Source organism: Clostridium sp., from assembly GCF_050717635.1.
Classification (GTDB): domain Bacteria; phylum Bacillota; class Clostridia; order Clostridiales; family Clostridiaceae; genus Clostridium_AD.
On the sequence record NZ_JBOITO010000003.1, the window covers coordinates 179,072 to 204,226 of the forward strand.

Annotated in this window: 35 protein-coding genes; 31 read left to right on the forward strand and 4 right to left on the reverse strand. The window is 29.8% G+C overall.

Annotated features, from left to right (window positions below; translation table 11 throughout):
• Positions 1-77 precede the first annotated feature (77 nt).
• The 10 genes from ACREWB_RS02355 (at position 78) to ACREWB_RS02400 (ending at position 6,348) form a co-directional block, all read left to right on the forward strand.
• On the forward strand, positions 78-560 hold the full coding sequence (locus ACREWB_RS02355; protein ID WP_431545876.1) for a permease: 483 nt from the start codon (positions 78-80) through the stop codon (positions 558-560).
• Positions 557-1,285, forward strand: a complete 729-nt coding sequence (locus ACREWB_RS02360; RefSeq protein WP_431545877.1) for a permease — start codon at positions 557-559, stop codon at positions 1,283-1,285. Before ACREWB_RS02355 ends, ACREWB_RS02360 begins: the two co-directional genes overlap by 4 nt.
• A gap of 194 nt (positions 1,286-1,479) precedes the next feature.
• A complete protein-coding gene (locus ACREWB_RS02365) occupies positions 1,480-2,661 on the forward strand; it encodes a stage II sporulation protein P (RefSeq protein WP_431545878.1) in 1,182 nt (393 codons plus the stop codon).
• Between the two features lie 193 nt (positions 2,662-2,854).
• Entirely contained in the window at positions 2,855-3,328 is a 474-nt protein-coding gene (locus tag ACREWB_RS02370; protein WP_431545963.1) for a Fur family transcriptional regulator, read from the forward strand.
• Positions 3,329-3,441: 113 nt separating this feature from the next.
• Positions 3,442-4,275 carry an Mrp/NBP35 family ATP-binding protein gene (locus ACREWB_RS02375; RefSeq protein WP_431545879.1) on the forward strand — a complete coding sequence of 278 codons (834 nt, stop codon included), beginning with the start codon at positions 3,442-3,444 and terminating at the stop codon, positions 4,273-4,275.
• A complete protein-coding gene (locus ACREWB_RS02380; RefSeq protein WP_431545880.1) occupies positions 4,275-4,628 on the forward strand; it encodes a NifB/NifX family molybdenum-iron cluster-binding protein in 354 nt (117 codons plus the stop codon). The genes ACREWB_RS02375 and ACREWB_RS02380 overlap by 1 nt, the downstream gene beginning before the upstream one ends.
• Positions 4,629-4,671: 43 nt before the next feature.
• Positions 4,672-5,028 (forward strand): NifB/NifX family molybdenum-iron cluster-binding protein, encoded by a 357-nt coding sequence (locus ACREWB_RS02385; RefSeq protein WP_431545881.1) that lies wholly within the window; start codon positions 4,672-4,674, stop codon positions 5,026-5,028.
• A 346-nt stretch (positions 5,029-5,374) separates the two neighbouring features.
• Positions 5,375-5,572 carry a 4Fe-4S binding protein gene (locus tag ACREWB_RS02390; protein ID WP_431545882.1) on the forward strand — a complete coding sequence of 66 codons (198 nt, stop codon included), beginning with the start codon at positions 5,375-5,377 and terminating at the stop codon, positions 5,570-5,572.
• A 64-nt stretch (positions 5,573-5,636) separates the two neighbouring features.
• On the forward strand, positions 5,637-5,954 hold the full coding sequence (gene trxA, locus ACREWB_RS02395) for a thioredoxin (RefSeq protein WP_431545883.1): 318 nt from the start codon (positions 5,637-5,639) through the stop codon (positions 5,952-5,954).
• 61 nt (positions 5,955-6,015) lie between these two features.
• Positions 6,016-6,348, forward strand: coding sequence for a YbbN family protein (locus ACREWB_RS02400; RefSeq protein WP_431545884.1), 333 nt, complete (start codon positions 6,016-6,018; stop codon positions 6,346-6,348).
• A gap of 264 nt (positions 6,349-6,612) precedes the next feature.
• Here ACREWB_RS02400 and ACREWB_RS02405 read toward each other — a convergent pair whose 3' ends face one another.
• Together ACREWB_RS02405 and ACREWB_RS02410 are read right to left on the reverse strand one after the other, a co-directional pair.
• Positions 6,613-7,185 (reverse strand): hypothetical protein, encoded by a 573-nt coding sequence (locus tag ACREWB_RS02405; protein WP_431545885.1) that lies wholly within the window; start codon positions 7,183-7,185, stop codon positions 6,613-6,615.
• Complete coding sequence (locus tag ACREWB_RS02410) at positions 7,106-7,957, reverse strand: ISNCY family transposase (protein WP_431545964.1); 852 nt, start codon at positions 7,955-7,957, stop codon at positions 7,106-7,108. Before ACREWB_RS02410 ends, ACREWB_RS02405 begins: the two co-directional genes overlap by 80 nt.
• A 250-nt stretch (positions 7,958-8,207) precedes the next feature.
• Between ACREWB_RS02410 and ACREWB_RS02415 the strand changes: the two genes are divergently transcribed.
• From ACREWB_RS02415 to ACREWB_RS02445, 7 genes are all read left to right on the forward strand, one after another.
• Positions 8,208-8,876, forward strand: coding sequence for a Crp/Fnr family transcriptional regulator (locus ACREWB_RS02415; RefSeq protein WP_431545886.1), 669 nt, complete (start codon positions 8,208-8,210; stop codon positions 8,874-8,876).
• 13 nt (positions 8,877-8,889) lie between these two features.
• Entirely contained in the window at positions 8,890-9,870 is a 981-nt protein-coding gene (locus ACREWB_RS02420) for an ABC transporter substrate-binding protein (protein WP_431545887.1), read from the forward strand.
• The gene (locus ACREWB_RS02425; protein ID WP_431545888.1) at positions 9,839-10,630 is read left to right on the forward strand and encodes an ABC transporter permease; all 792 of its coding nucleotides are present in this window, start codon (positions 9,839-9,841) and stop codon (positions 10,628-10,630) included. The genes ACREWB_RS02420 and ACREWB_RS02425 overlap by 32 nt, the downstream gene beginning before the upstream one ends.
• Positions 10,617-11,183 (forward strand): ATP-binding cassette domain-containing protein, encoded by a 567-nt coding sequence (locus ACREWB_RS02430; protein ID WP_431545889.1) that lies wholly within the window; start codon positions 10,617-10,619, stop codon positions 11,181-11,183. The genes ACREWB_RS02425 and ACREWB_RS02430 overlap by 14 nt, the downstream gene beginning before the upstream one ends.
• Positions 11,184-11,539: 356 nt before the next feature.
• Positions 11,540-12,886 (forward strand): FAD-dependent oxidoreductase, encoded by a 1,347-nt coding sequence (locus ACREWB_RS02435; RefSeq protein ID WP_431545890.1) that lies wholly within the window; start codon positions 11,540-11,542, stop codon positions 12,884-12,886.
• Between the two features lie 33 nt (positions 12,887-12,919).
• Positions 12,920-13,918 (forward strand): arsenic resistance protein, encoded by a 999-nt coding sequence (locus tag ACREWB_RS02440; protein WP_431545891.1) that lies wholly within the window; start codon positions 12,920-12,922, stop codon positions 13,916-13,918.
• An 86-nt stretch (positions 13,919-14,004) separates the two neighbouring features.
• Positions 14,005-14,226 carry a hypothetical protein gene (locus tag ACREWB_RS02445; RefSeq protein ID WP_431545892.1) on the forward strand — a complete coding sequence of 74 codons (222 nt, stop codon included), beginning with the start codon at positions 14,005-14,007 and terminating at the stop codon, positions 14,224-14,226.
• A 107-nt stretch (positions 14,227-14,333) separates the two neighbouring features.
• Here the strand turns inward: ACREWB_RS02445 and ACREWB_RS02450 are convergent, their stop codons facing one another.
• A complete protein-coding gene (locus ACREWB_RS02450) occupies positions 14,334-14,510 on the reverse strand; it encodes a hypothetical protein (protein ID WP_431545893.1) in 177 nt (58 codons plus the stop codon).
• 276 nt (positions 14,511-14,786) lie between these two features.
• Between ACREWB_RS02450 and nifU the strand changes: the two genes are divergently transcribed.
• The 4 genes from nifU (at position 14,787) to ACREWB_RS02470 (ending at position 16,659) form a co-directional block, all read left to right on the forward strand.
• Complete coding sequence (nifU, locus tag ACREWB_RS02455) at positions 14,787-15,170, forward strand: Fe-S cluster assembly scaffold protein NifU (RefSeq protein WP_431545894.1); 384 nt, start codon at positions 14,787-14,789, stop codon at positions 15,168-15,170.
• Positions 15,171-15,196: 26 nt separating this feature from the next.
• On the forward strand, positions 15,197-15,595 hold the full coding sequence (locus ACREWB_RS02460) for a CoA-binding protein (protein ID WP_431545895.1): 399 nt from the start codon (positions 15,197-15,199) through the stop codon (positions 15,593-15,595).
• A gap of 44 nt (positions 15,596-15,639) precedes the next feature.
• On the forward strand, positions 15,640-16,083 hold the full coding sequence (locus ACREWB_RS02465; protein WP_431545896.1) for a CGGC domain-containing protein: 444 nt from the start codon (positions 15,640-15,642) through the stop codon (positions 16,081-16,083).
• Positions 16,084-16,374: 291 nt separating this feature from the next.
• Positions 16,375-16,659 carry a DUF5320 domain-containing protein gene (locus ACREWB_RS02470; protein ID WP_431545897.1) on the forward strand — a complete coding sequence of 95 codons (285 nt, stop codon included), beginning with the start codon at positions 16,375-16,377 and terminating at the stop codon, positions 16,657-16,659.
• A 124-nt stretch (positions 16,660-16,783) separates the two neighbouring features.
• On the opposite strand, the gene ACREWB_RS02475 is transcribed toward ACREWB_RS02470, so the two are convergent.
• Positions 16,784-17,422 (reverse strand): histidine phosphatase family protein, encoded by a 639-nt coding sequence (locus ACREWB_RS02475; protein WP_431545898.1) that lies wholly within the window; start codon positions 17,420-17,422, stop codon positions 16,784-16,786.
• Between the two features lie 232 nt (positions 17,423-17,654).
• Here ACREWB_RS02475 and ACREWB_RS02480 point away from each other — a divergent pair, with 232 nt between their 5' ends.
• From ACREWB_RS02480 to scfB, 10 genes are all read left to right on the forward strand, one after another.
• Positions 17,655-18,548, forward strand: a complete 894-nt coding sequence (locus tag ACREWB_RS02480) for a metal ABC transporter solute-binding protein, Zn/Mn family (protein WP_431545899.1) — start codon at positions 17,655-17,657, stop codon at positions 18,546-18,548.
• Position 18,549: 1 nt separating this feature from the next.
• A complete protein-coding gene (locus ACREWB_RS02485; protein WP_431545900.1) occupies positions 18,550-19,314 on the forward strand; it encodes a metal ABC transporter ATP-binding protein in 765 nt (254 codons plus the stop codon).
• Positions 19,314-20,144, forward strand: coding sequence for a metal ABC transporter permease (locus ACREWB_RS02490; RefSeq protein WP_431545901.1), 831 nt, complete (start codon positions 19,314-19,316; stop codon positions 20,142-20,144). Before ACREWB_RS02485 ends, ACREWB_RS02490 begins: the two co-directional genes overlap by 1 nt.
• Before the next feature lie 261 nt (positions 20,145-20,405).
• Positions 20,406-20,771: a NifB/NifX family molybdenum-iron cluster-binding protein gene (locus ACREWB_RS02495; RefSeq protein ID WP_431545902.1), complete on the forward strand. Its 366-nt coding sequence runs from the start codon at positions 20,406-20,408 to the stop codon at positions 20,769-20,771.
• A 7-nt stretch (positions 20,772-20,778) separates the two neighbouring features.
• Positions 20,779-21,609, forward strand: coding sequence for an ATP-binding protein (locus ACREWB_RS02500; RefSeq protein ID WP_431545965.1), 831 nt, complete (start codon positions 20,779-20,781; stop codon positions 21,607-21,609).
• Entirely contained in the window at positions 21,600-22,451 is an 852-nt protein-coding gene (locus ACREWB_RS02505; RefSeq protein ID WP_431545903.1) for an ATP-binding protein, read from the forward strand. Before ACREWB_RS02500 ends, ACREWB_RS02505 begins: the two co-directional genes overlap by 10 nt.
• A 47-nt stretch (positions 22,452-22,498) precedes the next feature.
• Positions 22,499-22,837, forward strand: coding sequence for a NifB/NifX family molybdenum-iron cluster-binding protein (locus ACREWB_RS02510; RefSeq protein ID WP_431545904.1), 339 nt, complete (start codon positions 22,499-22,501; stop codon positions 22,835-22,837).
• Between the two features lie 46 nt (positions 22,838-22,883).
• Positions 22,884-23,375, forward strand: coding sequence for a flavin reductase family protein (locus tag ACREWB_RS02515; RefSeq protein WP_431545905.1), 492 nt, complete (start codon positions 22,884-22,886; stop codon positions 23,373-23,375).
• Between the two features lie 91 nt (positions 23,376-23,466).
• Complete coding sequence (locus ACREWB_RS02520; protein ID WP_431545906.1) at positions 23,467-23,643, forward strand: DUF5320 domain-containing protein; 177 nt, start codon at positions 23,467-23,469, stop codon at positions 23,641-23,643.
• 90 nt (positions 23,644-23,733) lie between these two features.
• On the forward strand, positions 23,734-25,104 hold the full coding sequence (gene scfB / locus ACREWB_RS02525; protein WP_431545907.1) for a thioether cross-link-forming SCIFF peptide maturase: 1,371 nt from the start codon (positions 23,734-23,736) through the stop codon (positions 25,102-25,104).
• Positions 25,105-25,155: the final 51 nt, after the last annotated feature.

Sequence of the window (25,155 nt, forward strand, 5' to 3'; positions counted from 1 at the left end):
ATTAAATTATAATACAGGTAGAGATATTTTGAAAGGGGAAATTAAAATAACAGAAAAAAATTATGGGGGTAATTAGCATGGATATATTTACTATCACACTTTGGGTTATTACTGGATCTTGGTTTATTTGGTCAATAATTAAAGATAAAAAGAGAACGATAGATTCTATTAAGATGTCAAAAGGCCTTATGGGAAACATGATGGGTGAAATAATCGGTATACTTTTTCTTATTGGTTTAATATTAACGTTTATTCCTCCTGATACAATAAAGCAATATATGGGTAATTCCAACGCTTTTATATCTACAATTGTATCAGCTTTTGTAGGAAGTATAACGCTAATACCTGCTTTTGTTGCTTTTCCACTAGTGGGTTCTCTTGTAAAGGCTGGAGCTAACATAGTACCAGTAGTTGCATTTTTAACAACGCTTACTATGGTAGGTGTTGTAACTTTTCCTCTTGAAAAAAGAGAGTTTGGCTTAAGGTTTACTATAGCAAGGAATTCTTTCAGTTTTATATTTGCCATTATAATTGCTATATTAATGGGGGTAGTAATGTGAGTTCAATTGTAAAAAAACTTAAAAATAATTTGTTCTTAACTTTAATAGTTACAATATATATAGTGATAGGAATTCTGATGCCCAGTAAAGCCATTCAGTCTTTAAATAACAGCTTATATTATATAAAAGAAATGCTTATAATTATGCCAGTTATATTGCTATTGACATCGCTTATTGAAGCTTGGGTTCCAAAAAAATCAATAGAAAGTGCCTTAGGTGAAGGTTCGGGTTTTAAAGGCTCTATATTTTCTTTCTTACTTGGAAGTTTTTCAGCAGGCCCTATATATGCAGCTTTTCCAGTGTGCAAAATGCTTTTGAAAAAAGGAGCAAGTGTTTCAAGTATAGTAATTATGCTCAGCACCTGGGCTGTAATTAAAATACCAATGCTTGCTAACGAAGCTAAATTTTTAGGACCTAAATTCATGGCTATAAGATGGTTTTTAACTACTATTTCAATTTTTATTATGGCATATATTATATCAAGGTTGGTAAAAAAAGAGGATATACCTAGTGATGATATTTTGATTAATGAAGAAAGTATACTTACCATAAATGAGCAATGCTGTATTGGTTGTGGAATATGTAATAAAATATCGCCGGATAATTTTATTATAGAAAATAGAAAAGCGAAGGTGCTTAAGAAGTTAGTTAAGTCAGAGGAAAATAAAAATATAAAAACAGCCATAGATAAATGCCCAGCTAAAGCTATCGGATATAAAAATTAATAATAATAAAGCTTAGAATTGTGAAAATAGTTCTAAGCTTTTAATTTAAGGTGCATTTTTCAAGTTTATACAACATGAAGAATATTTGTTTAGTTCAGATAAAAGGATATCATTGTTAGGAGTTAGTTTACTTAAATGCTAGTAATAATGTTATATATGACATCATATATATGGTATAAACAGGGGGTATAAAGATGAGTTACGAAGGTTTAAATTTTAAAGACAAGAATAAGAATGAACTAAATGAAAAAGAATTTTTTTCAAAACACAATATTAAAAAAGGTAGTAATATGAAAATATTTGCAAGTATTTTTACATTACTCATCATTTTTTTATTAGGCATAATTTTACCTAAAAGTGTTAAGGCAAATAATGAAGGGAAATATCGAAATTATTTTTATGTTAATGTTATTAATAATGTATTACCCGTAGCTGGGTGTTCAAATAAAGTGGATCAGTCTACAAAAAGTGAAAATAGCATGAAATTAGCAGCTTTATCATTTTTAGGAATAGACATTTATAATCCTATATCAATAATAACAAAAGAAATTGCATATTTGGATAATAATGAAGGCAGTACTGATGTAAGTGTAGCTGATGAAAGCAACGGTGTGGAAAAAATAAAAGAATTTATTCTTACCCCTTTTAATTTAGATGATAAACAGGTAAATAAATCTGATGATAAAGTTAAGGCTGCTAATGTGATTGCAGACCTCTATAATCCTAATTTAAAACAAGTTCTAAACAAAGCAAAACCAAGAGTACTTATATATCATACTCATACATGCGAAGCTTACCTCACTTCAGATAAAGAAACATTTAAAACTACCAATAGTTTGGATCCAACAAGAAGCGTATGTGCTGTAGGAGATGTAATAACCGAAGAACTGGAAAGTAAATATGGAATTGCGGTCATACATGATAAGACTGTGCATGATAAAGGAGATTATGATAATGCCTATAAAAAATCTGGAGTTACTTTAGATAAGTATTTAAAAGAATATAAAGATTTTGATTTAATTATAGATATACACAGAGATAGTGTAAAGAATAAGAATTCAGTAATGACTAAAATAAATGGGGTAAATGTTGCTCAAATTCAGTTTGTAGTAACTGATAAAAACCCTAGATATGCTAAGCAGAAAAAATTAATAAATTCCATGATAGGAATATCAAATAAATTATATCCGGATCTTTTGAGAGACAACCCAATCTATCCTTATCATTATGGACTTGGATTTTATAACCAGAATAAAAGTGATAATGCAGTACTAATTGAAGTAGGAACATATACCAATGATATTGGAGAGGTGAAAAATACTGGTAAGTATTTATCAAGAATTTTAGCAGAGCAATTAAATAGCAAAAAAAAATAATTTCATAGTTTTTCCAATGCCTCATATATTTAATTATTTGAGGTTTATTGGCATTTGACAATAACCAATAAAAGGAGTAGTATAATAATTATAAATAGCAAATGCTAATATACATCCAAAGGATGATCGAATAAATTTATTAAATTAAAATATAAGGAGGGATATAATTAGGGTAATGAAAAAGGATGATTTTATAAATGAAGATTTAATGCATTTTAAAAAATTATTAAAAAATAATGGTTATGAATTTACGGCGCAAAAACAAATAATACTTAAAACTATAATGAACTATAAAACCCATCTAAATGCAAAAGAAATATATGGAAAAGTAAGAGAAAAAAGTATAGGTCTTGCTACGATTTATAGAGCTTTAAAGGTGTTTAATGATTTAGGAATAGTGAAGGAAATAAATATTAATGGCATAAGTTATTACGAAATGAAAATATTTAGTGGGAAACCTCTGCATATTCATTTTAAATGCTGTAAATGCAATAGTATAATTGATTTAGATAGTCAAAGCTTGAATCTTGACTATTTAAAGCTAAATAAAAAAATGGAAAAAGAAAAAGATTTAGAAATATATGATTCGAATATTATATTTGTAGGATTATGCAGTAAATGTAGGAAAGAAATAAAATGTAAAGATGGGGAAAATCTAAAAGAGTAAAAGTTAATTAAGTTTGTTAGCGTTTGACAATAATTCATATCAAGAGTACTATAAAAATGTTAAATGTTAAATGATAAATAATAAATGATAATATGCATATAGGAGATGATTTTGTGGCAGAATGTAATACATGTCCATCAAGTGATGGATGTTCAAAGGATAAGGAAAAGTGTATGATTGAAAATAATCCATTAAATAATGTTAAAAAAATTATTGGTGTAATGAGTGGTAAAGGAGGAGTGGGCAAATCTTCAATTTCTGTTCTTATAGCAAAACAATTAAAAGCTCTTGGTTATAGTGTAGGAGTATTAGATGCAGATATAACAGGACCAAGTGTTCCTAGACTTCTTGGATTAAAAGGTAAAAGAGCTACTAACAATGAACAAGGTATGTTACCTGTTTTAACTAGTGATGGTATGAAAGTTATGTCATTAAACTTTTTGACTGAAAACGAAGAAGATGCTGTAATTTGGAGAGGTCCTATGCTTTCAAATGTAGTTAAGCAGTTTTGGACAGATGTTATTTGGGAGGATCTTGATTATTTAGTAATTGATATGCCACCAGGAACAAGTGATATTGCATTAACAGTAATGCAAACCATTCCAATAAATGGTATAGTTATGGTATCTATACCACAGGATCTTGTTTCTATGATAGTATCAAAAGCTGTTAATATGGCAAGAAAGATGAATATTAATGTTTTAGGTGTTATTGAAAACATGAGTTATATAACTTGCCCTGATTGTGGTAAAGAAATAAAACTTTATAATGGTGAAGGTACGGATAAATTTTTAAAGGAAATGGATTTAAAGCTTTTAGCAGAACTCCCTATGTTGAGTAGCATAAGCAATTTAGCAGAGCGTGGATATGAAAGTGTAAATGAGAGTCTTGAACTTATTTTTAATCCTATAGTAACAAATATAATAAAGGATTTGGAGGAGAAATAATGAAAATAGCTATTTCGTCAGCGGGTAAAACTAGTGAAGATTTGTTAGATACAGTGTTTGGAAGATGTGAATATTTTCAAATTCATGATACAGAAACTGGAGATATTAAAGTTATAGAGAATAAAGGTAAAACAGCTAGTGGTGGAGCAGGGATTGTTGCATCTAATCAATTAGTTGATGAAAATGTAAATGTTATAATTACAGGTAACCTTGGGCCTAATGCTTTTGAAATTATTGAAAAATCAGAAATTAAAGCATATAAATGTGAAAGTATAGTTATAAATTCAGTTCTTTTAAAGTATAGCAAGGGTGAACTGGAACAATTAAAAATGTCTGGTCCTGCACGTCACTAATTTATACAAATTTAATAAACCCAAATATAAGGAGGAATTATAAATGAAAATAGCAGTTGCAAGTGAAGAAAAGAAAGTAAGTGGACATTTTGGATATTGTGAAGGTTTTACAATATATGATGTAGAGGAAGGAAAAACCTTAAGTAAGAATTTTACTCAAAATCCAGGACATAAACCTGGGTATCTTCCAGTGTTCTTAAAGGAATTGAATGTAAATACTATAATTGCAGGTGGAATGGGTGAAACAGCACAAAGGTTATTTAATGAAAAAGGTATTGAAGTAGTAGTTGGTGCACAAGGTTTAACTGATGAAGTAGTACAAAAATATATAAATGGTGAACTAAAATCAACAGGGAGTGTTTGCAAAGAACATGAACATGAAGGACATTGTAACGAATAATTATTTAGAATTAATAAATGTAGTATCATAATTAATTTAGCTAGTCAAAAGATAAACTTTGACTAGCTAAAATTTTATAGAATAATTATGATTACTATTAGTGGGAGCTATCATAACTGTAGATGAGGAGAAAACTCGTGATACAGTTTGTTTTTTTATAGAGAGAAAAGAGCTTGTTTACTTATCATGAAGAAGATGAATTACTTAAAAATTTAGTTATTGACAGTTAAAATTTAATATGTTATTATAATTTTAGATACCCTATGGGGGTATAAAAAACAATGAGATATTAACTAGTTGTTAACATATGGTATAACAATACATTAAATGAATATATTGAAAAGAGGTGAAGATTATTAAGGTTAAAGTAATTAACAGTAGATGCCCACAAAATCATCCATGCCCATCAGTGAGAGTATGTCCAGTAAATGCTATTAAACAAGTGGGATTTGGCGCACCTAGTATTATAGAAGATAAGTGTACTAAGTGTGGTAAATGTATAAAGTATTGTCCTATGGGTGCAATACAATTTGTAGAAGAGTAAAAATATCACTATAAGAAAATATATTATAAATTGATAGATATATAGTCTAAAAATGGAGGTAATGATGATGAAAGAAATAAATGATAGTCTTTTTAGTTTAGAAGTAATTGAAAATGATGTACCGGTGGTTGTAGATTTTTGGGCACCATGGTGTGGACCTTGCAGAATGGTTGGCCCTGTTATGGAAGAATTAGATAAGCAATATTCTGGAAAGATAAAGTTTGTAAAAATAAATGTAGATGAAAATCCTATGGTTTCAAATAAATTTGGAATAGCAAGCATACCTACAATTATGGTGTTTAAAGGTGAAAAAGCAGTAGAAAATATAGTCGGATTTAGACCTAAAGCAGATTTTGAACAAATATTAAATAAATATATGTAATATTTTTTAAAAATTATCTAGGTCTGCTGTTTATTTTAATAATTAAGAAGGAAGGGATATAATGTTAGATACTAATTTAAAACATGTTGACTCAGAAGAATATTTTAACGCATTGATAAATGATAATGATAACGTAATGATATGCTGTGGTAGAATGGGACCAATGTGTCTTCCTGTGTATAGTGCGATGGAACAGATAAAGGATGATTATCCAAAGGTAGAGTTTAGAGATATGGATTTTGATTCCATACATGCTCATGTAATCAAAAAACTTCCTGAATGTAGCAAATTTCGCGGGCTTCCTTTTACAGTGTATTACAAGAATGGGAAAGTTGTAGCAGCCACAACAAGTGTTCAAACTGAAGAACAAATAAGGGCAATATTAAATAGGTAGTTTTGCAATTAGTCACGAAACATAACATTTTTTACAAGTACCTGTTACCTTATGAAAGCACTGAGATAATATTCTCAGTGCTCTTTTTAATTAAAATATGTCAAGCATTTTTGAATATGTCCCAAAATAAGTGAAATATTAGCACCAACTAATTGTTGGTGCTTTGCTTTTCTAGAGTCGTGATTTTGGGTAACTTTAATAGACCTACTGCATGCTATACTTTTTTTAAAAGAAACATGTGTTAGATTTTATAAATATATTTAATTAACAAGTCTTGCTTGCCCTATGTGTTTGCTTGTCCAGATATGCTTGAAATGATGCATGTTTCCAAGGATGACTCATCGGAGGTAGGTACCGATTGCATTTTTCTGGATTATCTTTAGGAAAATCAAAGTTCTTTGAGGTAGTTTTGTGCTTTGGTATTTCTTCTAAACCATATATTTTATTTTCTATGCTAACGTAAAATTCACCATCGAAAGCTTTGATAACCAAAGCGGCTGTACCTTTTCTAAAATAAGTAGGATTACTACCAGTATCAATTGGCTTATAGTATTTGGATTCAAACCGTACACAATGTCTACAATCGACCTTTCGGTCTGTTAAAACAGCAAGGGTTAAATTAATTTTTTCAACCGTAGGTTGTGTTTCAAATACAGATTTGGTATTATTGATATCAAGAGCAAACTTAGCATTGTATTTTTTTACGTAGTGGTTTAAGAATATATTTGCTTGTTTGATTGTTGTTACGCCTGCTATTCTAAGTTCTAGGGGCAGGCGTGATTGTAATGTCTGAAAAAGACGCTCTACACGACCTTTTGCTACTAGTTCTAATTTCAACACCTAACTGCTTACAGGCGTAGCCAAACTGTGTGAAGGTATCCTTCTCTGTGGTTGGAGCTTTTTTTTGTTTATACTCAAATACAGTTCGTCGATCTGTAAAAAACATATGTGGAATACCGTATTCTAAAAGAATTTGATGAAATATATTATAGTATCCTTTTAAAGTTTCTTGTCGATCAAAGTACGCACCAACAATAGCTCCGGTTGAATCATCAATAGCTACGTGTAGTTGGGATTTTGTATCTCCAAACCATTGATGTAGCGACGCATCCATCTGAAGCATTTCGCCGAAATAAGCACAACGAGGCCTTCTTGGATGAGCATCTTCAATTGCTATAATACTTTTTTGAATGTATTCTTTTTTATAGGTTGATAGAGACGAAGTTTTGAGTTGCTCTAACAATTCTTTTTTTACCCTTTTCTTTGTAACACAACTGGCTTTAGGAGACATAATGTGTTCAGCCATAAGAATTGTGTTAACGGTACTAGGAGAGACTGAAATGCCCTCATGAGTATCGAGAAGTTCAGCATAATGGGTAAAGTTTGCTTCATGATATTTAGTTTTATACAGATCGATAATCATACGTCTACTATCATCTGAAATAGTATGAATAGGTTTGATGCCTTTATTGCCATGGATAAAGAACTCTTTACCATTAGAACCGTAGCCCTTAATCATGCGATTTACATGTCTAACAGTGCACCCAATACGAAGGGCAGCAGCCTTTTTATTTCCATTAGTCTCTACTAATTTTTTTAATAATTTGATATTTAAATTCTTCTTTCATATTTAAATCTACCTTTCTGATTATGAACACCTCATTTATACATTCTTATGAGGTTTATGCTACACTATATTTTTGTTTGTTTGGGACATAATCAAAAACGGTATACCAAGACATTATCATAAACGGATCATATCTCAGTGCTCTTTTTAATTAAAATATTGACAATATATTTATTAGAAGATACAATTAATTAAAAGTGTCTTATATAAGACATATTAGGCGGTGCGCATTGTGAGCATAAGCAGTTTAGAAATCGATAGTGTATTTAAAAGTTATTTGTTTAGTGGGACAAATAGAGCAATCCTTGAGAGGATAATATTGGATACGGCAAGCATTTCTGAATATAAAAAAAACTATACAATTTATGATAGAGATAATTATTTTAATGGTTTAGGTGTTATTATTAATGGTAGTGCCATAGTAACAAAAGGGAACCATAGTGATTTAGTATTAAAAGTATTAAATAAGGGAGATGTTTTTGGAGTAGCAACTATATTTTCAAGAAAAAATATATATGTAAGCAAAATCAGCTCGTTAAATAATTGCAAAATATTATTTATTGATGAGAATGTAATCGAAAAGATGTTTCAACTAGATTTTATGCTTGTTAAAAATTATATATCATTTTTAACAGATAAAATATACTTTTTAAATAGTAAGATAGATGGATTTACTGTGGATACTGCAGAAGAGAAGTTGAGTATGTTTTTACGTAATAATGTATGTATGACGAGGGAAGGACAATATGAAGTAGATGTTAAAATAGGTTTTACAGAGCTATCCAAGGTGTTAAATATAAGCAGAGCATCTTTATATAGAATTATTTGTGGCCTTGAGGAAAAAGGGATTATAAAAAAAGAAGGCAAACAAATATTTATAAAAAATATAAACGAGTTATAGAAGGGGGATTATTATGAAGAAAGTTATGGTGTTACTACTTGTATTATTTATTGGGGTTACAGGGTTTACAGGATGTAAAAAGGAAGCAGCAGAGGGTAAAGCAAATGTAGTAGCTTTAAAGGGTCCTACAGGTATGGGAATGGTAAAACTTATGGAAGATGACGAATTAGGTAAAACTACTAATGATTATACTTTTAGCTTGTCAGGTGCACCTGATGAAGTAGTTGGGATGATTACTACAGGTCAAGTAGATATTGCTGCAGTTCCTACAAATTTAGCAGCAACACTTTATAAAAAAACTGAAGGAAAAATAAAGATTATTGCTAATAATACTTTAGGAGTTTTATATATAGTAACTAATGGAGTAGAAATTACAAAGGCTTCTGATCTTAGAGGGAAAAAAATATATGCAACGGGCCTCGGAACAACCCCAGAATATGTTCTAAATTACGTATTGGAACAAAATGGACTAATAGTTGGCAAGGATATAGAAGTGGAATATAGAGCTGAGCATTCTGAAGTTGCGACTTTAATGGCAGCAGGAGAGATAGAAATCGCATTACTCCCACAACCATTTGTAACATCTGTTTTAATGCAAAATAAAAATGCTACGATTGCATTAGATATGACAAAGGAATGGGAAAATGTATCTGGTGAAAATTCAAGTGCTCTAGTAATGGGAAGCATTATTGTTCGAACAGAATTCTTAGAGAAGAATAAAGCTGTTGTAGATTCATTTTTAAAAGAGTACGCTACTTCGACAGAATATGTTAATAATAATATTGATAAAAGTGCCGCATTAATTGAAAAATTTGATATAATGAAAGCAGCACCAGCAAAGATCGCTATTCCTAAATCTAGTATTACTTATGTTGATGGAAGTGAAATGAAGGCAATGACTAGTGGGTTTTTAGAGGTGCTATTTAAAGCAAATCCAAAATCTGTAGGGGGAGAATTACCTGATGAAGATTTTTACTACCAGGGTAAAAAATAAAACAAGTGAATTTGTAATGAAGGCAGGAGTATTATCAATTTGGCTACTTATATGGCAATTAGTTTATCTGTTTGTCAATCAAGAGCTTTTAATATCATCTCCAATAAATATTTTTATACGTATAATTGAGTTATCTTTTACAACATTATTTTGGCAATCAATAGGAACATCATTTATGAGAATATTTGTTGGCTTAATACTGGCGTTAGTATCGGGAACTATACTAGCTGTTATTACAACTAAGTTTAAAATACTTAATTATTTTTTTAAGCCAGTGTTAAATATTATAAAATCAACGCCTGTGGCATCATTTATTATACTTGCTTTAATATGGTTAAAATCTTATAGAATATCAGCTTTTATAGCATTTCTAATGGTATTACCTATGGTATGGGAAAATGTGTCGGAAGGAATTAAAAACACTGATATCAAGCTTTTAGAAATGACAAAGGTTTTCAATATACCTAAAACAAGAGTGTTAAAGACGGTTTATATTCCAAGCATTATGCCATATTTTGCTGCGGCTTGTAATGTTGGTATAGGTTTTGCTTGGAAGGCCGGAATTGCGGCTGAGGTAATCGGACTGTCTAAAGGAACTATAGGAAGAAATCTATACAATGCTAAAATCTATCTAGAAACTGTTGATATTTTCGCTTGGACTGTAGTGGTAATAATACTTAGCCTATTATTTGAAAAGGGGTTTGTAAAAGTAATTAATTTCTTGTTTAAAAAGGCAGGTATTATGTATGATTATCTTTAAGGGTGTAAGTAAAAGCTTTAATGGGGAAGTAGTTATCGAGAAGAAGACTATAAAATTCCCGCAAAAGGGAATAGTGTGTATATTTGGCCCATCAGGAATAGGGAAAACTACTGTTTTTAATTTGATAGCGGGGCTTACTTACCCAGATGAAGGTGAAGTTAAAATTACAGAGGATATTTCAATGGTATTTCAGGAAGATAGGTTGGTTCCATGGCTTTCGGCAATTGAGAATATTAGTTTGGTTTTGAAGGATAGACAACTAGGACTTAAGATGGCCAAAGAATATATGAATGATATGCAATTAACTGATATTAAGAATAAGAGACCAGCAGAGTTAAGTGGTGGGATGAAGCGTAGAGTAGCAATTGCAAGGGCGCTAGCTTATGAGAAAAGAATTATGCTGATGGATGAACCATTTAAAGGACTCGAGGAAGAACTTAAAAATCAGATAATGGACCAAATAATTAAGCTATCAAAAGAAAAATTAATAGTAATTGTTACACACGTGAAAGCTGAAATAGAATATTTGAATGCAGATATAGTATATTTGTAATAGGCTTATTGTATTGTGTTGATCATATTAGATATATAAACTAATTAAAAATAAATATTGGTAACTGCAAATGCTTATTTAATAGAGAAATCTATGAGATAGGCTTTTTTTATTTGATTAGAATAATGCATTGGTATTTATTTGCAAAAATGAATTTCCTATTGACATGTAATTAGCATATGCTATAATGTACCTAAAGGCGGTATAGGTATTATACTTTAGGGTGGTATAGGTATATGTTTTAAATTTAAAATAATATATCTAATTAACCTTGGATCTTAAAGTGTAAATGAACGTCTTATAGTAATTATTTATTAAATAGTAAAAAATACAATAAAAAAATTGGAGGAATAATAATGATTAAAACAGATTTATTAGTAATTGGTGGTAGTGCAGGTGGAATACTTACTGCTACAACAGCAAAACAGGTGTATGAAAATAAAAAAGTGGTACTTGTAAGAAAAAGAAAAACAGTTATGGTTCCTTGTGGAATACCTTACATATTTGGTACATTAAAAGATGCAAGTAAAAACAGAGTACCAGATGAAATGCTTTTAAATGCAGGGGTGGAACTTATAATAAATGAGGTTACAAAAATTGATAAGGAACATAAAATTGCAACTTTAGCAAATAATCAAGAGATAGAATATAATAAACTCGTAATTGCAACAGGGTCATTTCCAATTGTACCTAAATTTATTGTGGGGTATGATTTGGATAATGTGTTTACAGCTTTAAAAGATGAAGAGTATTTAAATAATTTTTTAATTAAATTAGAGAAAATGCAAGATATAGTAGTTATAGGTGGAGGCTTTATTGGAGTAGAATTTGCTGAACAACTAAGAATAGATGGTAAAAATGTAACCATTATTGAAATAGCTGAAAAATGTTTATGGCAGGCTTTTGATGATAAAATTTGTGGAATTGCTGAAGAAGAAATGAAAGAAAATGGTATTAATTTAAAAACAGGAATTAAAGTAAAAAGCATATTAGGAACTGAAAAAGTTGAAGAGGTTGAACTAGAAAATGGAGAAAAAGTAAAGGCAGATGCAGTTATTTTAGGTATGGGTGTAGTTCCTAATTCAAATATTGCAAAAGAAGCAGGTATTAAAGTAAATGAGAAAGGTGCAATATTAGTAGATGAATATATGAGGACAAGCGAAAAAGATGTGTTTGCAGTAGGAGATTGTGCTGAAAAGAGATGTTTCTTTACCAATAAAAGTGTTCCAATACTTCTAGCATCCACTGCTGCTATGGAAGCAAAAGTTGCAGCTTCTAATCTATATGGATTAAGATATGTAAGAGAAAATAAAGGAACAATTAGTGCATTTTCAACAAAAATATTCAAGAAATCTTTTGCTGCTGCTGGACTTACAGAAAGAAGAGCAAAAGATGAAGGGTTTGAAGTAACTGTAGGAAAGTTTACAACTATGGACAAGCATCCAGGTTCACTTCCGAGAACAAGTAAAATAGACTTATCTTTAATATTTGTAAAAACTTCTGGAGTACTCATAGGCGCACAAATATCTGGAGGGGAGAGTGTTGGTGAAATGATTAATATATTAAGTTTAGCAATACAGAAAAGCTTAACAGCAAATGAACTTAATACTTTTCAAGTTGCAACTCATCCACTACTTACAGCTTCACCTATGGCATATCCAATAAATGCAGCAGCATTAGATGCTTTAATAAAAATAAAATAGTTATATATATTATATAAGTTTGGAGGAAAATTAATGAAACAATTTTGGAGACTACTAGGTTTAATGCAAAAAAAATTAATAATAAGTATACCAATATTTATGATACTTGGAATAACAGTAGGAAGTATATTTAATGTTGCATTTTTAAAACAATGGATAATGCCTCTTACATTCATTATGGTATACCCTATGATGGTTACTTTGAATATAAAAAATTTATTTAAACGATCAAATAATAAATTACAAATAGTAACTCAACTAATCAATTTTATAGTAATGCCGGTTGTTGGATATATAATAGCAAAACTTTTCTTTGGAAACAATCCATATCTTATATTAGGATTACTATTAACTTCTTTATTACCAACTTCTGGTATGACAATTTCATGGACCGGAATGGCTAAAGGTAATATGCAAGAAGCAATAAAAATGACAGTTATAGGATTGATATTAGGAGCAATTTTAACACCTATTTACCTCAAGCTATTCTTGGGAACTGCAATAGCTATACCATTAGCTGATATATTCAACCAAATCATAATGGTTATTTTATTACCTATGATGGCAGGTTATATTACTCAGCAGTTTATTATAAAAAAATTTGGTAAGGAAAAGTATGAAAAAGACTATAAATTAAAATTTCCTTTGATATCTACATTAGGAGTTGTAGCAATAGTATTTGTTGCCATGGCATTAAAGGCGCACGTTTTATTGGGCAATCCAATGCTAATATTGAAAATTTTATTTCCATTAACACTTTTATATATATTTAATTTTGTTTTTAGCACACTAGTTGCAAGAATGATGTTTAATAAAGAAGATGGTATAGCACTTGTGTATGGAACAGTTATGAGGAATCTTTCAGTTTGTTTAGCAATAGCTATGATTGCTTTCAAGGAACAAGGAACTGAAGCCGTAATAATTATATCATTAGCATACGTAATACAAGTGCAATCAGCTGCATGGTATGTAAAATTAACAAATAAAATATTTAGTGAAAGAAATTTGAAAAAGAATGTAGAATTAACATGAATGAATAATGTTTAAATGTATAACGACAAATCAACAATATACTGACTTGTTCAGATTTGTTTAGATTTAGTAAGGTAGGTGACCAAATGATTACGCAAAAGATGATATTATTAGATATAGTTGAAGAATATCCTGAAACTGACGTTGTTTTTCATGAATATGATACTGTTGCAGGAGAATGCGTGCTGTGTAATAATTTATTTGAATCAATTGAATATATAGTAGAAAAATATAAATTTAATGCTAATGAAATAATAGGAAAACTGAATAGTAATTTAAAAAAAGAAGATTATTTAGATGAAAAATAGGTAATTCTAGTTTCAAATATACAATGCAATAATATATACAAAAGTAAAATCATAAATAACAAAAAAAAATCCTATGATTTAAATAGTCATAGGATTTCTTTTTCAATTTAATCTTTATAGTTAGATAATTGTTGAGATGCAGAATTAAGAGAATCAATAGCTGATTTAATCTTAGCTTTATTATCTGCTTTTTCTGCTGAAGTAAGTGCTTGTTGTAATGATGTAACTGTGCTCTGTAAAGTCGACATACTTTGGTCTACATTTTGTTTAGCTTTTCCTTGCATAAAGAATACCTCCTAAATTATAATTTTCAATACTAGTATGGATATAAAAACAGAATATATGCATTTATAATTGTAGAGTGAATATTTTTATAGTAAAAAACATAGGTATGTAATTTTATAGTTTGTAGAAAAGAGGATACTGAAATGTAGACATCGTCTATATTAGCATTTGACAATAACTGCGTATGGTAGTAATATGAAATTATCAAATGCTAATATATACAACAGAAAATGAACTTATATTATATGAAATTTTTACATAATGGAGGCTGCAATATGTATAGTGATAAGGTAATGGAACATTTTATGAACCCTAGAAATGTTGGGGTAATTAAAGACGCTGATGGTATAGGCGAAGTTGGGAATGCACAGTGTGGCGATATCATGAGAATATTTATTAAAGTCGAAAATAATCTAATAGTAGATGCAAAATTTATGATTTTTGGATGTGGATCTGCTGTAGCATCTAGTAGCATGGCAACGGAGATTATTAAGGGAGAAACTCTTGAAGAAGCTTGGAAAATAACGAATAAAAATGTTGCGGATTCATTAGACGGGCTTCCAGCAATTAAAATGCATTGCTCGGTTTTAGCAGAGGAAGTTATACATGCTGCAATAAATAATTATAGAGTTAAACAGGGATTGGAGCCTTGGGTGTAAATAAAAAAATATAGGAGGAATTATATATGAAAGATATAAAAATATTAAGAGATGAAATGGTTAAAATGAAGAAATGGGCGTTAATCGGAGCATCGCCAAATGAAAGTAAGTTTGGATATAAAATATTAATGCAACTTAAAGAAAAAGGGTATACAGTATATGGTATAAATCCTAAATATGATGAGATAAATGGAGTTAAGATTTATCATTCATTAAAGGAATTGCCAGAGAAGGTAGATGCAGTAAATGTTATTGTGAATCCTACACTATCTTTAAAAGCTTTAGATGATATTATGGAATGTAATATAGAAAATGTATGGTTTCAACCGGGTTCTTATGATCCACAAGTTTTAAATAAAGGTAAAAAAAATGAACTGAATATGGTTTTTCATGAATGTTTATATGTAGAATTAAACAAGATTTAAAAATCTATATAAATGCTAACGAATATTTGACGGGGGTAATCATTATGAAAAAAATAGGAATTATTATTTGTGGACGTTATCAGAACTGTGGTGGGGGAAAATGTTTTAGAGCTTTGAGAGAACGTCTAGGAGGCTTTTCTATATACCATGCTGAGGAACAAGTTGAAGTCGTTGGATATTCATATTGTGGTGGATGCCCAGGTGGGAATATAGAATATGTTCCAGAAGAAATGATTAAAAATGGAGCGGAAGTAATTCATTTAGCTACAGGCCTTGTAGTTGGATATCCACCATGTCCATATATTTTAAAATTCAAAGAGTTTATTGAGACTCATTATAAGGTATCAGTTGTAGTTGGAACACATCCAATTCCTATGAAATACTTTTCTGATCATGAAAAAATGTCATTTTGGAAAGATATGAATATGAGTGACATTGCTCCAGAATTATTTTATGACTCAGAAAAAACAATGAAAAATTATGATTAATATTTTATAAAAGAAAGGTTGAGGTGAGCTAATTTATACTTGTGCTATGTGTAATCCTATTGGCGCGTTGTATTTTTAAAATGGTTAATATAAAAATAAATTATATAAATAATAGTAAAATTAATATAAGTACATATTTTTAACAATAACCATACTGTTATATGCATAAATAATAGTATGGTTTACTTATTTATAAAATTTATACCATAAGTTATTGACATATGCCCAAAATAGAGTATAATAGTAGTTGTAAGGGGCATATGACCAAAATAAAAAAGAGGAGATGTTTTCATGGCTAGAAGAGATGGAACAGGTCCAATGGTAATGGGATCAAACACAGGAAGAGGAATGGGATTTTGTAATACTACTAACGGCTTAGGAGTAAATGGTGTAAATAGAGGCTTAGGAATGGGACGTGGCATGGGACTTGGTTGCAGAGGAGGTTTTGGATGGAATAGTTTTAATAATACGAGTCCTGTAAATCAAAGTGATTTACTTTCAGAGGAAAAAGCTATTCTTGAAAATAGACTTAATTTAATAAATAACCAATTGAATACTACTCAGGATGACAAATAAATAACTTAAATTCATATGGTTTAATACTGAGCAGACTGTACAATTATTTTATAAAAATAATTGTACAGTCTGTTGTTTTATTTAAATAATAATAAATTTACATATTTTTAAGATATTAAATAGATTAAACATAAGATTTTATATTATAGCTATTAGGAAGATGGCTTGTATCATTTAATGTAATTAATGTAGGGTTTAAACTATGATCAAATGCTGTTTTACTAATAGCAGTATTGCCTAAAACCATCTTATGATACATGGTCATTTTCAAATTGAACATACCTATTAGACCAGCTTTAATAATCCCTCCATGAGCTACTATGATAATATTTTTTCCTTGATGCTTTTTTACAATTTTTAAGATTGCTTCTGTAGCGCGGATACTTGCCAATTTAAGACTCAAATCGCCACCACATATAGGTGCGTTAAGTTCATCAGTTTTCCATTGAATAAATTTTTCCGGATAAGTAGTTTCAATTTCTTTTACAGTAAGGCCTTCCCAATCACCAAAATTTATTTCTCTTAATTTTAATTCAATTATAGGTTTGATTTTATTGTTCTCAGATATGATTTCTGCTGTTTGAATAGCTCTTTTTAGAGGGCTTGTATAGATATAATCATATTTATTTTCAAATCTTATTTTTAGATAATTAGCTTGTAGGACACCTTCTTCTGATAGAATTATATCTTTACAACCTTGGAATTTTCCTAAAGCATTCCACTTGGTTTCGCCATGCCTTACTAAAGTTAATATTGTTTTCATATTTTTTTCCTCCATTAATTGATTTTAAAGTAATGGGTATATTCAATTTTAATGCGCTAAATGTTTAATTGCTTTGTCTGAATATATTATTAGCATATTGTAATGTTAATGTCAATTTTGAAATATTTGTAAAATCAAGTTTTTAATATTGACTAATCTTAGCAAAATGTTATAATATAGTTAAATGTAAATGCGAATAGTTTGTATTTACATAGTATAGGAGGCTATATAAATGTTGAAAACAAGTAAAAAAATGTTGCTATTTTCTATTGTTTTTTCTGCTCTATTTTTTTCTGCCTGTGGGGCTAACAAAACAACTAATGATGCAAATATAAAAGAAAAAATTAATGTTGCTGTGTCTATAGTTCCACAGGAAACTTTTGTAAAAGCAGTCGGTGGAGATAAGGTCGATGTAATTACAATGATACCACCAGGGAAAAGTCCTGAGAATTTTGCGCCTAACCCTGAAATAATGGAAAGACTCAGTACCGCTTCTATATATTTCACTATAGGTGTTCCGACTGAAAACGCAAATGTACTGCCTAAAATAAAAGATTTTAATAAAGATATAAAGATAGTTAATATGGCGGAAGTAGTTTCAAATGTTTATCCTGATAGAAAATTTGAATCGGGGGAGAGAGATCCTCATATATGGCTTTCACCTAAAAGAGCAATGGTTATGGTAAAGGAAATAGTAAGTGAACTTTCAATAAAAGATCCTACTAATAAGAGTTTTTATGAAACAAACGGTGAAAATTATATAAAAAAACTTGAAAAACTTGATATAGATACAAAAGATTCATTGTTGTCACTTAAGAAAAAGGCATTTATATGCTACCATCCAGCTTTGGGATATTTTGCGGATGAATATGGACTTGAGATGGTATCACTTGAAAAGGAAGGAAAAGAAGCAACAATTCAGGATTTACAAAACACAATAGATTTTGCTAAAAAAGAATATATAAATGTTATATTTTATCAAGCAGAAATAGATAGCAAACAATCTGAAACTTTTGCTTTAGAAATAGATGGAAAGGCTGAAATGGTAGAGCCACTTTCTGCAGATTATATAAATAATTTAGAAAAAATGGCTAAAACTTTTAAAGAAGTAATGGAGAGGGATTAAAATGAATGCAGTTGAAATAAAAAATTTAAGTATGGATTATGAAAATTTAAATGCACTAAAAGATGTGAATTTAACTATTAAAGATAAGGAATTTGTTGCGATTTTAGGCCCTAATGGCGGAGGGAAGTCAACACTTTTAAAAGTGATATTAGGATTAATTAAACCTACGTCAGGGCAGGTAAAAGTGTATGGTGAAAATCCACATAATAAAAGAAATACTATAGGGTATGTACCACAATTTTCTAGTTTTGAAAAAACCTTCCCGATAAATGTGGTTGATGTAGTACTTATGGGAAGGTTGAAATTTGGTATGAATTTTTTACGCAAATATTCTAAAGAAGATATGAAATATGCAGAAAATATAATGAATATGTTAGAGATATATGAACTTAGAAACAGGCAGATAGGGCAACTTTCTGGTGGACAGATGCAAAAGGTATTAATTGCAAGGGCACTTTGTACAGAACCTAAACTTTTACTTTTGGATGAGCCAACTGCAAGTCTCGATGTGCAATCAAAAACTAGTATTTATTCATTGCTTAAAAATATTAATAAGAATATGACTATAGTTGTAGTTACTCATGATACAGGGTTTGTTTTTTCTTATGTAGATAAAATAGCTTGTTTAAATCAGAAGCTATTTTATCATGGAGAACCTGAACTTGATAAAGATACAATGGACAGTGTTTATGGGTGCCCAGTAGATGCTATATCTCATGGTAATATACCTCATAGAGTACTTAGAAGTCATAAGGAGGGGAATTAATGATAGATGCAATATTTAAATATACGTTTTTGCAGAATGCAATAATTGGAGCAGTGCTTGCAAGTATAATATGTGGTATTATCGGAACAATAGTTGTTGAAAAAAAGCTTGTGATGATGAGCGGAGGTATTGCGCATGCTGCATTTGGTGGAGTAGGCATGGGTTATTTTTTAAACATAGAACCTATAATAGGTGCTCTAATATTTGCTGTAATATCTTCTTTTGGAATAGTTGAGATAAATAGAAAATCAAAAGTGAATACTGATACTATTATAGGTATGTTTTGGTCATTAGGTATGGCACTTGGGATTATATTTATCTCGCTTACTCCTGGGTATCCTCCAGATATATCATCTTATCTTTTTGGGGATATACTTACGATCTCAAAATTAGATCTTTATATAATGGTTGGATTGGATGCTATTGTTATTTTTATAGTAATAGCACTTTTTAATAATATAAAAGCTTATCTATTTGATGAGGAATTTTCTAAGGTAGTTGGCATTAATGTTAAACTAATGGAGTATGTGGTATTTATACTTATAGCATTTAGCGTAGTAGTACTTATAAGGGTAGTTGGAATAATACTTATAATAGCACTTTTAACAGTTCCACCCGCTATTTCTAAATTATTTACTTTTGATTTAAGAAAAATCATGCTTCTTTCAATTTTATTTGGTGTGGTATTTTCGCTATTAGGACTTTATATATCATATAAGCTTCATATTGCTTCTGGAGCTTCTATAATAATTGTAGCAGTGAGTACTTATATTATATTTTTTATGTCATCTAAATTGCTAAAGAAGAAAGTTAAGCCACATACATTATAATAAGATTATATAATTATATATAATGGTAAAGTTTAAATTTGTTTTAAACTTTACTGTTTTTTTTATAAAGAATCAATTGGCATTTGACAATAACTAATATTAGGGGTATTATAAAAGATGAAAGTGGCAAATGCCAATATACATAGGTCGGTTTAATGATAAAGTAGACTACATGTACATGTAGTCACGGATTCTTAAATATAATAAACTGATTTGTAACTGTATACTAACGAATATAATAAAAATATTGGAGGTAAAATAATGAGAATAGCGATTTCATCAACAGGTAAAACTACTGAAGATTTATTAAATACTAGGTTTGGAAGATGTGGATATTTTCAAATTCATGATACTGAAAGTGGAGAAGTTAAAGTTATAGAAAACAAGGGTCAAAATGCCAGCGGTGGAGCAGGGATTCTTGCATCAAACCAAATAATTGATGAAAATATAGATGTTATTATTACAGGGAATCTTGGTCCTAATGCTTTCGAACTTATTGAAAAAGCAGAAATTAAAGCATATAAGTGTGAAAGTATTGTTATAAGCTCAGCACTTTTAAAATATAATAAAGGCGAACTAGAACAAATACAGATGTCTGGTCCTGCATATCATGGTGGAGGTAAATAAAATGGGAATGAATATAGCAGTTCTTAGTGGAAAAGGAGGAACAGGTAAAACTACGATTTCAACTAATCTTGCTCTTGCATTAAAGGCGAATTATATTGATTGTGATGTTGAAGAACCAAATGGATTCTTGTTTTTAAAACCTGAAGTAGATAAAACAGAAAAGGTTATGGTAGAGTATCCAATTATAGATAAAGCTAACTGTGTTTCATGTGGAGATTGTGTAAATGCATGCCAATTTAATGCTCTTGCAAAAGTGAAAGATGAAATTTTACTTTTTGAAAAGTTATGTCATGGATGTGGGGCTTGTAAAATAGCATGTAAACATAATGCTATAACTTATAAAAAAAGACAGACAGGTAAAATTGAAAGTGGAAAAGTAAGAGACATAGATTGTAGTAGAGGAATTTTAAATGTAAAAGAACCTATGGCAGTTCCTGTTATTAGGCAATTACTTAAAAATATATCAGGGGGAGTTAATTTAATTGATTGTCCTCCAGGTACTTCTTGTAGTGTAGTAAATGCATTAAAATATGCAAATGCTGCAATACTTGTAACAGAACCTTCAGAATTTGGACTTCATGATTTGAAAATGGCAGTAGGAGTTGTAAAAATGTATAATATACCTTTTGGTATTGTTATAAATAAAGACGATGAAAGTGATAATATAATAAAAAGATATTGCAGGGAAGAAAAAATAAAGTTATTAGGAACTATTCCTTATAGCAAAAATACAGCAGTACTTTATTCTAAGGGAGAAATATTATATGATGATCCACATCATAAACTACTATTTGATGAACTTTCAAAGGAAGTAAAGGATGTGATATCATGGAACTAGTAATTTTAAGTGGTAAAGGTGGAACGGGTAAAACTACAATTGCAACAGCATTAGCTGAACTTGCTAAAGATGTAACAAGAATCGATTGTGATGTAGATGCACCTAATCTTTATATGTTTTACAAAGGACATAATATTTACAAAAATGATTTTGTAGGTGGTAAAAAAGCAGTAATAGATGAATCTCTTTGTACTAAGTGTGGTAAATGTGAGATCGCGTGTAAATTTGAAGCTATAGAAAATTGCAAGATAAATTTATTTGCTTGCGAAGGGTGTGGAGCTTGCACACTTATATGTCCACATAATGCTATAAAATTAAAATCAGAAAAAACAGCAGAAACATTTATTACTAAGTTAGATAAAGGTATAATTTCAAGAGCAGAAATGGATATAGGCAGTGATGGTTCAGGACTTCTAGTAACGCTTCTTAGGAAAAACGGTAAAAAATTTAGTGACAATAAGAAATTAACTATATTAGATGGCTCACCAGGTATTGGATGTCCTGTTATAGCATCAATAACAGGAAGTGATGCAGTACTCGCTGTTACAGAACCTACAAAATCAGGTCTTGGAGATTTAAAGAGAGTAGTAGAATTATGTGAACATTTTGGAGTTATTACAATAGTTTGTATAAATAAATATGACATCAATGAAGAAGTAGCTAAAGAAATAGAAGACTTTGTTCATGATAAAGGCTTGGAAATAGTTGGTAAAATTCCATATGATGATGTTGTTATGAAATCTATAAATGATTTAAAACCAATTACTTGTTACAAAGATAGTATAGCCGAAATAGCTATTGAAGATATGTGGAGTAATATTAAAGATTTATTTAAACTTTAAAAAAATATATGAAATTAATTAATTTAAAATATAAGGAGGAATTATTAATGAGAATAGCAGTGGCAAGTGAAGAAAGTAAAGTAAGTGGACATTTTGGGTATTGTGATGGTTTTAAAATATATGAAGTAGAGGAAGGTAAAACAGTAAGTAAGAGTTTTACTGCAAATCCAGGACATAAGCCTGGATATCTTCCAGTATTCTTGAAGGAATTGAATGTAAATATTATTATTGCAGGTGGAATGGGAGAAACAGCACAAAACTTATTCAATGAAAATGGTATTGAGGTAGTAGTTGGTGCACAGGGATTAAGTGATGATGCAGTACAAAAATATATAAGTGGTGAATTAACATCAACGGGTACTGTTTGTCATGAACATATACAGTAGGTGCCGATAATTTTATAAACAAATTATACAAAATGGGGGAATTAAAATGGTAAAAATTCAAGCGGATATGAAATCTTGTCTACAACCAATGCCAAAAGTAATAGTTTCGTGTAGAGGACTTGATGGTAAAAATAATGCATTAGTAGTAGCTTATTGCTGTAATTGTAGTTACGATCCACCAATGATTATGGTAGGTATTGTTCCATCAAGATATTCTCATAAAATCGTGAAAGAAACAGGTTGTTTTGTAGTAAATATAGCTGCTAAAGATCAGAAAGAAATGTTTGATTATTTGGGTAGCACTAGTGGTAGAGATGAAGATAAATTTGCAAAACTTGATATAAGTGTTGAAGAAGCAGTAAAGGTCAATGCTCCACTATTAGCAGATTGTCCTATAAATATAGAATGTACGGTAGTAGATTCTATACTTACTGGTTCACATGAAATGTTTGTAGGTAAAATTGAATATATGCATACTGACAGAAATGTAGTTGATGATAAGGGTCATATCGATTATTCTAAAATAGAACTTATATAACATTATCATAATAGTTATTGACATATACCCAAAATAGAGTATAATGGTAATTATAAAGGGCATATGTTCAAGATCAAAAGGAGATGATGTTATGTCAAGAAGAGACGGTACGGGTCCAACAGGAATGGGACCTAAAACAGGCAGAGGATTAGGATTATGCAACGTAGCTAAAGTTGCAACTGTAGTTGGAGGATTGGGACTTAAAATGGGCCTTGGAACTAAAAGGGGACTAGGTAAAACAAACAATCCTAATAGTAAAAAAAAATAATCGAATAATAAATAAGAGGTAGTAATCTACCTCTTATTTATTATTGATTTTTAATAAATATTATTGTAAATGAAAGAAGGAATTATTCAAATGAGAAATATACATAAATTTAAATGCAAAGGTGATAATTTTATTTTAGATGTAAGTTCAGGTTCTATCCATGTGGTAGATGATATTATTTATGATATACTTGCTGATGAGGGTGTGGGAAGTAGAAGTGATGTTATAAATAAGTATAGCGGAAAATATGATGAGAATGATTTAAACGAATGTTATGATGAAATAGAAGAACTTATAAAAGATGATAAATTGTACTCTGAGGATGTATATGAGTCTATTGCTAAAAAATTTGAAGAGGAACCTGATTATATAAAAGCTGTATGTCTTAATATAGCTCACGATTGTAATTTAAGGTGTAAATACTGTTTTGCTGATGGGGAAGGTTATGATAAGCAAAAGATACTCATGAGCTTTGACGTTGCTAAAAGAAGTATTGATTTTTTAATACAAAATTCAGGTCCAAGAAAGAATATTGAAGTGGATTTTTTTGGTGGAGAGCCTCTTTTAAATATGGATGTTGTTAAAAAAACTGTTGATTATGCAAGAGGACTAGAAAAACAACATAATAAAAACTTTAGATTTACAATTACAACAAATGCAACGTTATTAACTCCTGATATTATGGAATATTTAGATAAGAACATGATAAATATTGTACTTAGTATTGATGGTAGAAAAGAAATACAAGATAATATTAGGGTGAAAATTAATGGCGATGGAACTTATGATGATATTCTTCCTAAAATTAAAACTATGGTTAAAATGAGACATAAATCTAAAAAACAATATTATATAAGAGGAACCTTTACAGCAGAGAATTTGGATTTTTCTAAAGATATAAAACATTTTATAGATCTTGGTTTTAAAGAAATTTCAATAGAGCCAGTAGTACTTCCAGCTGGTGATGTGCTTTCTATTAAAGAAGAACATTTAGAACAAATATATGATGAATATGATAAAATTTTTGATGAACTATTATTACATGATGATGTAATATTTTACCATTATAATATAGATATTAATGGAGGAGCATGTATTTATAAAAGAATATCAGGTTGTGGTGCTGGTTTTGAATATATAGCAGTAACACCTGAAGGAGATTTATATCCTTGTCATCAGTTTGTAGGTAATGCAAACTATCTTATGGGTAATGTGTTTGAGGGTATTAAAAACAAAGAAATGCCAAGCGTTTTTAGACGAGCTAATATATACAACAAACCAGACTGTAAAAAATGTTGGGCTAGATTTTATTGTAGTGGAGGTTGTCAAGCTAATAATTTTAATTCAACTGGTAATATAAAAACACCTTATGAAATTGGATGTAAAATGCAAAGCAAAAGAGTTGAATATGCTATTGCATTACAATATTATAGAAATAATAAAAAGGAAAAGAAATTTTAAAAATTATTTATGCTTCAGATGGTTTAAAATAAAAGTAGTAAATACGGGAGG